Below are 13,193 nucleotides of genomic sequence, written 5' to 3' on the forward strand. Positions count from 1 at the left end.
TCAACCTCGACAATTTTTATCCCTTCCAGAGTATCCGCGCCCAGACCGCCCGCATTGTTGACCATGACGCGGGTACTACCGGAAGTATCCCCTTTTACGATGAGTTTATCAGTCGCGGAATTATCATCGCCGAGTTCGGTACGCATAACTAACAAACCATTATTAGCAGTGTAATTACCATTAATGGTGAGTGTGGCAGGCGTGAATTTGTCGCCATTTTTTGTGGAAGACAGTGTTGCTGTACCCGCCAAATCCAGTGTATTTAAGGTTTGTGAAAAACCGTCTAAATCGATATTCCCTTCACTGTCGACAACATAATCGGAGTTTGGGCTGAAGGTATCGTTGATACCGGCGCGCAAGGTGCCTTTATTAATATTTGTTTGGCCAGAGTAGGTATTTGCGCCAGTCAACGTCGTGACTCCGGAACCTTCCTGGTTAACTTCGCCTTTGCCAACTATATCTGCAGCCAGGATAAAATCTTCGCTGGAGTGGTTAAAATTAATTTGGGCAGTACTATCCCCTACATCGCTTCCCATATGGATAATCGGTGTCTTGATGATCCCCGCTTTCTGTTCTGCTTCTCCCTGCGCTCCACCAATGTTTAGAATACCGGTGCTGGTTTCTGCTATCCCAAGCCAGATAAATTGATTAGCACTGACCGTGGCATTATTACTAACGGTAAGTATCCCCTTGGCCTCGTTCTGCAATGAACTCAATCCCCCGAGGTTGATATATTCATTCACTGTTAATGAAGAATTGTCGCCATCAACCAGCGTTTCACCGTATCCAGTCCCGTGAAAATCACCTGAACTTCCAGTAAAACCAATGAGCACATCCTTTGATGCTGTAAGACGACCGCCATGCGTGATTTCGAGTTTACCTGTTCCCTGATCGCCGACCATCACATACGTTGCAGAAACGGAAGAACCCGCACCGTCAATAATGACTTGTCCTTGTGCCTGGTAATCATATTCACCGATTCTGAATTCATTTAAATCGGTGATAGTACTGCCGCTAAGCACCATTAAGGTTCCTGAACCACCATTCTTACCTAAATAAACATCGCGTTCATTAGGCGATGCATGACTAAGCGTTAGATGAGTATTATTTTCTAATTTCATTACCCCGGAGGTAGCATTGCCGATTACGATTTTAGCCGTAGACAGATCCCGCCCATCTATATTCAATGTTCCTTCACTTTTTGAACCAACATTAAGATAATGAAATTGATCCCAGGCGGATGAATTATTTTCGGATGAGGATAGCGTTACAACATCATTATTGTCGATGGTAACATCACTGTTGATGGTCGTGGGTGGTGTCCATGCCAGTGAAACGGGTATTGATAACACGGTTGAAATAGCTATTGCCAGCGTTGACAAGGGATGCTTTTTGATGTTCATAAAGTTCCTTCTCATCCTTATGATTTATTTTTAGATAAATAATGAGCTCACAGTAACTACATAAGAAAATTAGATTTTAATGTCTTGGGAACAGGTTACTGTTTCTTCAAATGAAGAGTAGTGCGTGAAACCAATGTTTATAAATCAGTTTAATTTATGGTTAATTTAATATTAATTTATTTTGATGGTTTAGGCGTTGTGCTAAAAAATAAGTTGCATAGTTTTCTGTGGCAAAAATCTTTAAATATCTTAAGCGGTAAAAAATGATAAAAAGAAAAATGAGGAAAATCATTAAGATGTATGATGTAGATATTATTTTGAATTTAATAAAAATGACGAATTAATTGCGTGTTTATTGTTTGCACATCTTCTTAGAAGGGGGTAAACACCAGGATTTTTATCAAAAAAATAATATAAATGTGATTTCTGTGTATCGATAAAACGCATAAAAATATGAGATAAAACACACGATTCTTAAGAAGAATATAAATACATTGTCTATTTTTTTGATTGCAGAACTGTTTATTAAGCAACTCTCAATAATGGCATCATTTGGCGTTGATTAAACAACCGTTTACAGAATGAGCAAGCAAAAAGGGAGCCGCAGCTCCCTTGAACAACCTTAGTGCGCACCGCCTCCGCCGCCGCCTGCGCCAAATGGCGGTTTAGCAAACCACACCAGCCCCAGCAGGATGAGGAATATCCCGGCTGACATCCAGAAGATCTCATTGGCGGAAATAATCAGCCCCTGATTGGTGATCTGCTGAGCAATCCAGCCCGATGCCTGCTGTTGCGTCATCCCCAGACCTTCCAGTTGACTGTACATCGCCTGGGCGTTCGGGTTATACGGGTTCACCGATTCGGTCAACTGAGCATGGTGCATCGACTCGCGGTTAGTCCACATCGTCGTCGTTATGGACGTACCGATAGACCCCGCCAGCGTTCGCGTAAAGTTGGAGAGGCTCGACGCCGCCGCCAGTCGTTCCGGTGGCAGACCAGACAGCGTAATGGTGGTCAGCGGCATAAAGAAGCAGGCCACTGCGAAGCCCTGGATAAACTGCGGCCAGGCCGACGCGCCAAAATCCATACCCGGTTCAAAGGTATAGGCACGCCAGTAGAAGCAGACGGCATACATAATAAAGCTGAACGTCACCAGCCGCCGCATATCCAGTTTATGCGCAAATCGACCGATAATCGGCGACAGGATCACCGGAATAATCCCTACCGGCGCAGAGGCCAGCCCTGCCCATGTTGCCGTGTAGCCGTAGACTTCCTGCAACAGCTGCGGCAGCAGAACAATAGCGCCGAAGTAGAGCATATACGCGAGGCTGATACATAAGCAGCCGATGGTGAAGTTGCGCGACTTAAACAACGACAGATCGACTATCGGGTTATCATCCGTTAGCTCCCAGACAATCAGGAAGCAGATAGCCACCACCGCTACCACGGTGAGGATGATAATTTCCTGTGATGAGAACCAGTCCAGCTCTTTACCCCGGTCGAGCATAATCTGCAGGCTGCCGATACCAATCACCAGCAGCGCCAGCCCCACGGCATCAATCCGCCGCCGTTCGGTGCGGGTTTCGCGTCCGCGCAGGGTTTGTAGTGTCATCAACACCACCGCCACGCCAATCGGCACGTTGATGAAGAATATCCAGCCCCAGTGGTAATTATCACTGATATAACCGCCGAGGATCGGGCCGCAAATTGGCGCGACAATCACCGTCATCGACCACAACGCCAGCGCGATAGAACGTTTGGCCGGTGGGTAGTTATTCAGTAACAGACTTTGCGAAAGCGGGATCAATGGCCCGGCGACAATCCCCTGAATCACGCGGAAGAAGATCAGCATATTCAGACTGCTGGAGACACCACATGCCCACGAAGCAATGGCGAAGGCGATGGTCGACCAGAGGAACAGTTTCACTTCCCCGAAGCGCTTTGCCAGCCAGCCGGTAAGAGGGATCGAGATGGCATTCGCCACCCCGAAGGAGGTGATTACCCACGTTCCCTGACTGAGTGATGAACCCAGGTTCCCGGCGATAGTGGGGATCGCCACGTTAGCAATGGTGGAGTCCAGCACCTGCATGAATGTCGCCAGCGACAGCGCAATCGTCATAATGACCAGTTGCGCGCCTTCCAGCGGTTTTTGCTGTTGCATCACACGCACCTCTGGATTAGCCAGCGTTAGCTTTTACGATGTCGTCGATCAGTTTATTGACAGGTGCCAGGCTGATTTCACGCGCGGTGCTTACCGCGACCGGTGTGGAGCGTACTTTGTTTGCCAGTACCTGGCCGTCACGGTTAGTGGTATTGACGCTCACCAGCGTGGATAAACCGATACGCAGCGGGTATTGCTCCAACTGTTTCTGGTCCAGTTCGATACGAACAGGCAGACGCTGAACGACTTTGATCCAGTTACCGGTGGCGTTTTGCGCCGGAAGCAGCGAGAACGCGCTACCCGTACCCATATCCAGACCAACCACTTTACCGGTGTATTTCACATCATCGCCGTAAATATCGGTGGTGATGGTAACCGGCTGACCGATGCGCATATTGGCAATCTGCGTCTCTTTAAAGTTAGCATCCACCCACATATTCGTGGCTGGAACGACCGCCATCAGCGGCGTCGTTGGGCTAATTTGTGCACCAGGCTGTACTGCGCGACGGGAGACATAACCAGTCATCGGGCTGACAATACGGGTACGCTCCAGCGCCAGCCAGGCATTACGCACTTCAGTGGCAGCCTGTTGCACGGCAGGCTGATCTTCAAGTTTAGTACCCAAAATCATCGCCTGATTGGCATTGTATTGTTGAATGGCGACATCCAGCTGCGCCTGGGCGCTGGTGACGGCGTCGCGGGCGTGTTGCAGCTCTTCTCGGCCAATCAGGTTGGCATTGCCCAGCGGCACGCGGCGGTTGTAGTCACTCTGAGCTTTGGCGAGGGCGATTTTCTGCACCTCAATATTTGCCTGCAACTGTTTGCTGTTAATCATCAGCTGGTGGGTTTGACGTACGCTGGAAGCCAGCGCAGTTTTGGCTTTTTCAAACGCCTGGCGAGCATCCGTCGGGTCGAGAGTGACCAGCACATCGCCTTCTTTTACAAAATCGGTGTTATCGGCCCAGACTTTCGTCACACTGCCTGACACCTGAGACATAATTTGAATCTGATTTCCTGCCACGTATGCGTCATCCGTTTCTTCGAAATGACGCAGTACCAAAAACCAATAAATCCCTATCGCTACGGTAATAATAATAAAGAGCAAGGTGAGAAGGAGGAGCAGACGCTTACGTTTGCCGCTCTTCTTTACCGGTTGCTGCGGGGTTTGTGTCTCCGCATTTGCGCTCATAGTATTCTCCACGATCTTCTTAACTCATCGGCTGAGCCGACCTGCTTGCCAAAAAGGCCAGCACGTTGCGATGCTGGCCGGTCAGTTTTTCTTTTATAAGTCTGGATTTTTGAGCGAGATGACGCGTTAGCTCATCGCTTCGAGAACAGCACCGTCTTGTTCCATCTGATCGAGACGGGAGAGCAATTTGCGGGTGATTTGCTCGAGCTGATCTTTTTCTGTTGTGCTGAGCGCGGACCAGAGTTGATGCAGGCAGTTATGCTGCGGCGGTAAAACCTCGCGCAAAAACTCGTGACCTTTTTCCGTTAATTGCAGATGCAGGCAGCGGCGATCGTTATTGCTTTCACGACGTTCGATCCAGCCACGTTTTTCCAGTTCATCGGCAATACGCGTCGCATTGGTACGGGATGATCCAAGAGCACAACTTAATTCAGAAGGCTGAATACTGTGGTTTTCCTGAGACTCCAGCGTAATCAACGCCATAAACAACGTCTCGTTAATCCCCTGAGCCTTCAGCATTTTATTGCGGTTCTCCAGCAGCTTGCTTTGCATATGCATACAAAGACGGGTCAGAAGGATCTCCTGATAAGGAAAATCTTCGTGGCGGCTGGCGCGAAATTTTAGCATTTGTTCAATGGGCGTAAACGAACTATCCATTTGGGTATGACCTCATTAATTTCAGCCGATATAGTAACGACAGTGACAAATAAAGTAAATGTATTGTTTTAGAAAAATGATTCTTGTGGTCTATAGAAACGTCATCACTTTCCACGTCAGCCCGTAGGCCAGCGCACTCAATAAAGTGGGAATAATGATGCTGCGTGTTTTATAGAAACTGGCTCCCAGTACCGCAAAACCGACCAGCGTGGGTACGAAACGGCGTGAATCGTGTATCACTTCTGGTGCGGTAGAGACAACCAGCAGAGCGCAAATCGAGGCGATGCCAATGGTGTCGAGCAAAATACCCACTGCGCCACGCTTGGTTGGGCGGGCATTGCCCACTCTCAGGCGTAGGGGTAAATAGCGGAAGCAGTAATTCGCCGCGCCAACCAGTAATCCAAGCAGCAGAACCTCATAGCTCATCAGGTGCTCCTTGCCAGAATGACTGGATTAACGCAGTGAGGCAGCCAAAGACAATGCCTGCCAGAATGGCGACGGGAATAGAAAATAGCGTTACGCCAGCAAGGGCACCAACTAACGCTGCGGTAACGCAAAGGGATTGTTTGCGCTGGAAAGAGGCGAGCAGAAAACTCATAAAGAGTGCCGGCAGCATAAAGCCTAATGCTGCTTCGACGGCTGGATAACCTTGCAGCAAACCGCTGCCCGAAAATGCCCCTATTACCGTACCAAATACCCACGATGACCATGAACTGAAGGCAATGCCGATCATCCAGTTTTCGCTCCAGCGGCGATTATTACGTACCAGTTTTGCCGTTGCTGCGGCAAAAACTTCGTCCGTCAGGCCAAATGCCCACAGTGCGGTTTTCGATTTTTGCAGGCGTTGAACAATGCGGCTACGCAACGATGGACCATACAGTACATGGCGAACATCCATTGCCATAACGGTCAATGCGGCTACCCACAAGCTACTACCAGCTGCCAGCATTGCGGTGATGACAAACTGGCTCGCTCCTGCATAAATAATGCAGGAGAAAAAAACGCTTTCCAGGGGAGAGAATCCCAGACGGGTCGCATTCAGACCAAATGCAAAGGCCACCGGAATATAACTAATAACAATCGGTAAACTGTCTTTGCAGCCTTCCATGAAGGTCGCCGAACCAGAAGCAGGCAGTGGAGTAGGGCTTACCATAGAGTGTACGCTTAACGATTGTAAATATTATTAATAGTCTGAATGAATATCTTAACCTTATCAGACTGATGGGCTTCTTAACACCCTTATAAGTGTAAAGCCACGAAAACGGTTGCTGATTGCTTAATTTGCGACTTCCTGACGATGAAAACCTCGCCACCAGACCAGTAAGTTAACCAGGGCAATCGTCGCGCCAGCCAGACAAACGCCAGCCCAACCGCCATGTTGCCAGGCGGATGCCGAGATCAGCGAACCAGCAGCACCGCCAATAAAGTAGCTGGTCATGTAACCTGCGGTCAGGCGATTACGCGCATCAGGGTGAATACGATAAATCACAGTTTGATTGGTGATATGCACGCCCTGCACGGTGAGATCCAGTATCAGAATGCCGATAATTAGCGCCAGTACGGAAGCGTGGCCAAACCAGATCGCCAACCATGAAAGTAACAACAGCAGCAGACCAAACGTTGTTGTGAGATGCGATTTGCCCTTATCGGCAAAACCGCCCGCCGGGCGAGCGCCCAACGCCCCGGCAGCTCCTGCAAGGCCAAACAGACCAATTACGCCATCGCTGTAATTAAAAGGCGGCGCGGCGAGCAAAAAAGCCATTGATGTCCAGAGAATGCTGAAGTTAGCAAAGGTCAGGCAGCCCAGCAACGCGCGGGTGCGCAGGATCTTATCGCTGATAAACATGCTGAAAACGGAACCAAGCAACTGTGGGTAGTTGAGGTGGGTTTCAGATTTCATTTGTGGCAGGCCGCGCCATAACGCCAGTGCCATCAGTGCCATTAACACCGATGCGACCCAAAAGACGGTGCGCCAGCCGCCGAGATTCGCCAGCAGCCCGGCAATGGTCCGTGCGAGTAAAATCCCCAGTAGCAGGCCACTCATAATGGTGCCAACCACCTTGCCGCGTTTGTCCGGTGAAGCCAGCGTCGCCGCCAGTGGAACCAGAATTTGTGCCACGACCGAGAATAAACCGGTTAATGCCGTACCGAGGATCATCATCGCCAGCGACTGACTGCTGGCAGTGATTAACATGCCACCGGCTGCCAGTAAGGTCATGGTGACAATCAGGCGGCGGCGTTCAAACATATCACCCAATGGAACAAGAAACAGCAGACCTGCGGCATAGCCCAACTGCGCGGCTGTAACAATAAAGCCTGCCGAACTGGCGGAAAGGGAAAAGTTACGCGCGATGGTGTCGAGTAATGGCTGTGCGTAATAATTGCTGGCGACCGCCAGACCGGTGGCGATCGACATTAGCACGATCAGCGCCGGGCTAAGCTCATGATTGGGTTTAGTCATTATTTTTGTTCATCAGGTGATGATTAAGCTGGAAATCAATAATAGCGGATGTTGATGAATATGGGATGAAAGATAGATTGTTGAAATGTGCGGGTAATGGGGAGAGGGTATTTGAAGGTGAAATATGTCACTAAGGCAAATGTTACGTTCACTTCCAGACTATAGCTACTTTGTCACTATTTTGCTGGTGAACGTGCCAGGGTGGCTCAGTCGCCACCACCCTGGCGACCCAGGCTTTTGGCACAAAATCGCCGCTACGCGGTACATTCGACTTATTTCTTACGGCTATCGGGTACGGGCGCGAGGTAACATCCCTGTAAGACGCGCCCTCGCCGCGCATCCCTGCGCGTCGCCCCGGCCTTCAGAAAACGTCTCATCGATTTTCAGCCGGATTAAAACCATCGCTGCAATTGTTTTACTCACATGAGCATTATCTGCGCGGTTATCAATATTTACTTCTGCGCTGCCAGCGCCTCATTCACCCAGCCATCGAACTGCTGCTGGTGGGCTTTGATCCAGCCATCAACGTGGCCCTGAATATCGCCTTCTGAGGCTTTGCCGTCATGCATAATGGCGTTCTGGGCGTTAATATCTGCCACTGGCAACTGCATAATGGCAAACAGTTTGGCTGCCGCCGGATTTTTCTCGGCCCAGGCTTTGTTGGCAACGATATGCATGGTGCTGACCGGGAAGCCGTAATTCGCGCCATTCGGCAACTTGGTGTCGGCATTTTTATCGCCCGGCAGTGCGGAGAACGGCACCTGCAACCAGACCACATCTTTCCCCGGCTTCAGTTCGTTACTCACCCAGTACGGCGTCCAGGTGTAGTAAAACACCGGCTTACCCTCTTTGTAACGACTGATGGTGTCGGCCATCATCGCCGCATAGTTCCCCTGATTATGCGTCACGGTGTTGGTCAGTTCATACGCAGCAAGCTGGTGGTTGATGGCTCCTTCGCAGCCCCAGCCAGGATTACAGCCGGTTAAATCCGCTTTGCCATCGCCGTTGGTATCGAACAGTTTAGCGATCTTCGGATCTTTCAGTTGCGCGATGTTGGTGATTTTGTACTGGTCGGCAGTTTTCTTATCGATCAGGTAACCCTGCGCCGCGCCGTTAACAAATACCCCTTCGCGATAAAATTTCTTATCGCCACCGGCCGCTTCGTACATGTTGTCATGCAGCGGCGTCCAGTTCACGGCGGTGAAGGTTGCATCGCCGGAAGCAAGCGAGGTGTAGCCAACGTTGTAATCCACTTCGCTGGGTTTATTGACGGTATAACCTAATTTCTCCAGCGCACGACTCACCAGCAGCGTCTGGAAGGTTTCTTCGGTGATGGTGCTCTGAACTGGATTAACAGTAATGCCTTTGCCCGGCAGATCGGCAGCAAAAGTTTGTGTAGAGATAAGCGTGGCAAACGCTGTCGCAAAAAGTACGCTATGTCGCATTGTTATTCCTTTTTTTGGCAGGGTGATATGCCCGGCGTCACCGGGCAAGTGCAGAGTTACTTAATGAATGGACGGGTCAGCAGACCGACAGGGCCAGTGGTGTACCAGCGACGGTTGCCGCGACTGCGTGAGTCACGCCCAACGGCCTGTGTCAGGCGATCGAGGATAATGGCTAGGATCACAATCCCGACGCCGCCAACGGTGGCAAGCCCCATATCCAGACGACCAATACCGCGAAGTACCATCTGACCCAGCCCGCCGACGGCAATCATCGAGGCGATGACCACCATAGAAAGAGCCAGCATCAGTGTCTGGTTAACGCCCGCCATAATGGTCGGCATCGCCAGCGGTAACTGAACTTTGAACAGCATCTGGCGCGGGCTGGCACCGAATGAGCGCGAGGCTTCAATCAGATCCGCCGGAACCTGGTTAATCCCCAGAATAGTCAGACGGATAATCGGCGGCAGCGCAAAGATGATCGTCACCACTACGCCCGGTACGTTGCCGATACCAAACAGCATGACGATTGGCACCAGATAAACAAACGCCGGCGTTGTCTGCATGGCATCAAGCAGTGGACGAATAATTTTCGCCGCTCGCGGACTTCTCGCCAGCCAGATCCCCAACGGCAAACCGATGACGATACAGAACAGCAGGGCGGTTAACACCAGCGCCAGGGTAACCATGGCCTGCGACCAGGCACCGATTGCGCCGATGGCAATCAGCGAAACCAGCGTCGCGACGCCCATTCCGACACCGGAAATTTGCCAGGCGATGAGAGCGAATACGATAATCGCCACCGGCGCGGGCATACCCAGCAGCAGTTGCTGGAAACCGTTGAGGATATAATCGACCGGAACGCGCACGCCCTGGAAGACGGGACGGAAATGGGTAACGACCCAGTCGATCCCTTCAGTGACCCAACTGTCGAGTGGGATCAGCGTCTTATGGAACGGATCGAGAATATTAAAATGCTCGGCGTTTGGCGCAGGCGTGCTGGTCAGCCAGTCGGCGCCACCACCGTCAGTCGGTGTAGCAGCCGGTGTACCCCAGGCATCTGCGGATTGTGCGGCACTGTCCGCCGCTGGTGTGGTATCCCACGGATTATTTTGATCAGCCATTATTTACCCCCTCACGATCTAAAGCGCGCAGCAGCATTCCTTTCGAAATGATGCCGACATACTGTTGGTCCTCGTCGACCACGGGCACCGCACAGGGCGCCTGTCCGACATGAGAGAGCAACTCGCTAAGAGGCGTTTGCGCATCGACCGCTAACGGCGCATCAATCAGTGCTGCATCAAGACCTTGCTGCTGCGTTAATGCGGCCTTAAGCGAATCGATAGACACTGCGCCGACAAACTTATTACCGCGTTCGATAACGTAGCCATATTCGCGATCTTCATCCTGCAATAATTTCAGTGCCGAACGTGGGCCGAAGCCAGGGGTTTTACGAATTAAGCCATTAGGGCTGCGGCGGGCAATATCTTTCGCACTGAATACTTGACTAATATCGACGCCACGGAAGAAGGTGCGGACATAATCATTCGCTGGATTATTGAGAATTTCATCCGGTGTGCCGACCTGTACCACTTCACCATTTTGCATAATGGCAATTCGGTCGCCAATACGCATGGCTTCATCGAGATCGTGGGAAATAAAGACAATGGTACGCTGATGTTTCGCCTGTAATTTTACCAGCTCATCCTGCATCTCGGTGCGAATTAATGGATCGAGCGCCGAGAAGGCTTCGTCCATTAATAATATATCCGGATTAATCGCTAACGCGCGGGCTAATCCCACACGTTGACGCATCCCGCCAGAGAGTTCGTCCGGGTAGCTGTGGGCATAATTTTCCAGCCCGACCTGACGCAGTGCATCAATGGCTTTTTCCCGGCGTTCTTCGGCATTAATTCCGGCCAATTCCATACCAAACGCAGTATTGTCCAGCACGGTCATATGCGGCATTAAGGCAAAGGACTGGAAGACCATCGCAATCTTTTTTCTGCGCACCTCACGGAGTTCGGCGTCGGATATTTTGGCAATATCCACACCATCAATCAGCACTTGCCCGCGGGTGGGTTCAATCAGGCGATTGAGAAGGCGTACCATTGTGGATTTACCCGAACCGGATAATCCCATGATGACAAATATCTCGCCTTCTTCAATGGCCAGACTGGCGTCTTTTACGCCAAGCGATAGCCCAGTTTTTTCCAGAATTTGTTCTTTTGAAAGTCCTTGTTCGATATATTTGAAAGCTCGCTGTGGATGCTCGCCAAATATTTTATAAAGATTTTTAATTTCTAATTTAATTGCCATGCAATAGAAAGATTCCTGTTATTTGTTTATGTCGATATATTACCCAATGGAAATAGTCACTTTTTTCTACCCTAACATACTGAGAATCTGAGGCAACCCCTGATGACAAATGTGGCATGAATATTGATACGAGCAAATTGCCGGAATTTCCCGTGATATAAGGGCTGAGAGCAAATCGAGAAAAATTGATATTTTTTGTTATAGATAGCGAAAAAATGCCTGAATATTGTAGTTTCAGGCGAATAATGCAACAGAGAGTCAGTGTAGATCACCACAAATTATTTGCGTGATATAAAGCTATACTCTAAATAATTCGAGTTGCAGGAAGGCGACAAGCGAGTGAATCCCCATGAGCTTACATAAGTAAGTGACTGGGGTGAGCGAACGCAGACGCAGCACATGCAACTTGAAGTATGACGAGTATATTTGGCGGGAATTATTTCCCTGCTGCGGGTAGTGATATTTTTGGAAAATAACCCCGTCAGAAATTCCAGTCTTCATCTTCTGTTTCAACCGCTTTCCCCATCACATAAGAGGAGCCTGAACCGGAAAAGAAATCGTGATTTTCATCGGCATTCGGCGAAAGTGCGGCGAGGATTGCCGGATTCACTTCCGCCATTTCTGCGGGAAATAACGGTTCGTAGCCCAGATTCATCAACGCCTTATTGGCGTTGTAGCAGAGAAACGCTTTCACATCGTCAGCCCATGTGGTTTCGGCGTACAGCTCATCGGTGTATTGCAACTCGTTGTCGTAGAGTTCCAGCAACAAATCGAAGGCGAAATTCTTCAACTCTTCACGTTGTGCCTGGGAGATCTTTTCCAGGCTTTTCTGATATTTATAGCCGATGTAGTAACCGTGGACCGCTTCATCACGGATAATCAGACGGATCAGGTCTGCGGTATTGGTCAGCTTTCCGCGACTGGAAAAATACATCGGCAGCCAGAAGCCAGAATAGAACAAAAATGATTCAAGAAAGACACTGGCGATTTTCTTTTTCAGCGGATTATCGCCGTGATAATGTTGCTGAATAATCTGCGCTTTTCGCTGCAACGGCGCGTTTTCTTCACTCCAGGCGTAGGCGACATCGACATCTTTTGTCTGGCACAGCGTCGAGAAAATCGAACTGTAAGAGCGGGCATGAACCGCTTCCATAAAGCTTATATTCGATAATACCGCCTCTTCATGAGGCGTGAGCGCATCGGGCATCAGCGAAGGCGCGCCGATAACATTTTGCAGCGTGTCGAGCAGCGTCAGGCCAGTAAAAACGCGCATCGTCAGTTGTTGTTCTACGACACTTAATGTCTGCCATGCAGGAATATCGTTCGATAGTGGCACCTTTTCCGGGAGCCAGAAATTGCTGGTCAGGCGATTCCACACCTCCAGATCTTTATCGTCTGCTATCTTGTTCCAGTTGATGGCGCTGATACGTGAGAGTTTCATAGATATTCCTTAAAGCCGGACTCATCAGACTCCGATTTTTGGCAATGTGCGCTTTGTTCCTGCCGGATGCGGCGTGAACGCCTTATCCGACCTACAAAATCATGCAAATTCAATATATTG

Annotated in this window: 11 protein-coding genes; all 11 read right to left on the bottom strand. The window is 49.9% G+C overall.

Going from position 1 to position 13,193, the window contains the following annotated elements:
* Window positions 1-1,403 (bottom strand): autotransporter outer membrane beta-barrel domain-containing protein (locus AACS80_RS16145; protein WP_138183873.1); only part of this gene is annotated, 1,403 nt, incomplete at its 3' end.
* Between the two features lie 622 nt (window positions 1,404-2,025).
* Window positions 2,026-3,564, bottom strand: coding sequence for a multidrug efflux MFS transporter permease subunit EmrB (gene emrB / locus AACS80_RS16150; protein ID WP_130210892.1), 1,539 nt, complete (start codon window positions 3,562-3,564; stop codon window positions 2,026-2,028).
* Window positions 3,565-3,580: 16 nt separating this feature from the next.
* Window positions 3,581-4,753 (bottom strand): multidrug efflux MFS transporter periplasmic adaptor subunit EmrA, encoded by a 1,173-nt coding sequence (emrA, locus tag AACS80_RS16155; protein ID WP_135410309.1) that lies wholly within the window; start codon window positions 4,751-4,753, stop codon window positions 3,581-3,583.
* 126 nt (window positions 4,754-4,879) lie between these two features.
* Window positions 4,880-5,410, bottom strand: a complete 531-nt coding sequence (gene emrR, locus AACS80_RS16160; RefSeq protein WP_138183874.1) for a multidrug efflux transporter EmrAB transcriptional repressor EmrR — start codon at window positions 5,408-5,410, stop codon at window positions 4,880-4,882.
* 90 nt (window positions 5,411-5,500) lie between these two features.
* The gene (gene ygaH / locus AACS80_RS16165; RefSeq protein WP_130210894.1) at window positions 5,501-5,836 is read right to left on the bottom strand and encodes an L-valine transporter subunit YgaH; all 336 of its coding nucleotides are present in this window, start codon (window positions 5,834-5,836) and stop codon (window positions 5,501-5,503) included.
* Complete coding sequence (gene ygaZ / locus AACS80_RS16170) at window positions 5,826-6,563, bottom strand: L-valine exporter subunit YgaZ (RefSeq protein WP_130210896.1); 738 nt, start codon at window positions 6,561-6,563, stop codon at window positions 5,826-5,828. Before ygaZ ends, ygaH begins: the two co-directional genes overlap by 11 nt.
* A 123-nt stretch (window positions 6,564-6,686) precedes the next feature.
* Window positions 6,687-7,871 (bottom strand): MFS transporter, encoded by a 1,185-nt coding sequence (locus tag AACS80_RS16175; protein WP_135410308.1) that lies wholly within the window; start codon window positions 7,869-7,871, stop codon window positions 6,687-6,689.
* A 452-nt stretch (window positions 7,872-8,323) separates the two neighbouring features.
* Entirely contained in the window at window positions 8,324-9,316 is a 993-nt protein-coding gene (gene proX, locus AACS80_RS16180) for a glycine betaine/L-proline ABC transporter substrate-binding protein ProX (protein WP_001216525.1), read from the bottom strand.
* 56 nt (window positions 9,317-9,372) lie between these two features.
* Window positions 9,373-10,437: a glycine betaine/L-proline ABC transporter permease ProW gene (gene proW / locus AACS80_RS16185; protein WP_130208067.1), complete on the bottom strand. Its 1,065-nt coding sequence runs from the start codon at window positions 10,435-10,437 to the stop codon at window positions 9,373-9,375.
* On the bottom strand, window positions 10,430-11,632 hold the full coding sequence (gene proV / locus AACS80_RS16190) for a glycine betaine/L-proline ABC transporter ATP-binding protein ProV (RefSeq protein WP_000985481.1): 1,203 nt from the start codon (window positions 11,630-11,632) through the stop codon (window positions 10,430-10,432). Before proV ends, proW begins: the two co-directional genes overlap by 8 nt.
* Before the next feature lie 481 nt (window positions 11,633-12,113).
* Window positions 12,114-13,073: a class 1b ribonucleoside-diphosphate reductase subunit beta gene (nrdF, locus tag AACS80_RS16195; protein WP_135410307.1), complete on the bottom strand. Its 960-nt coding sequence runs from the start codon at window positions 13,071-13,073 to the stop codon at window positions 12,114-12,116.
* Between the last annotated feature and the right edge of the window lie 120 nt (window positions 13,074-13,193).

The organism is Escherichia sp. E4385, from assembly GCF_963883145.1.
Classification (GTDB): Bacteria; Pseudomonadota; Gammaproteobacteria; order Enterobacterales; family Enterobacteriaceae; genus Escherichia.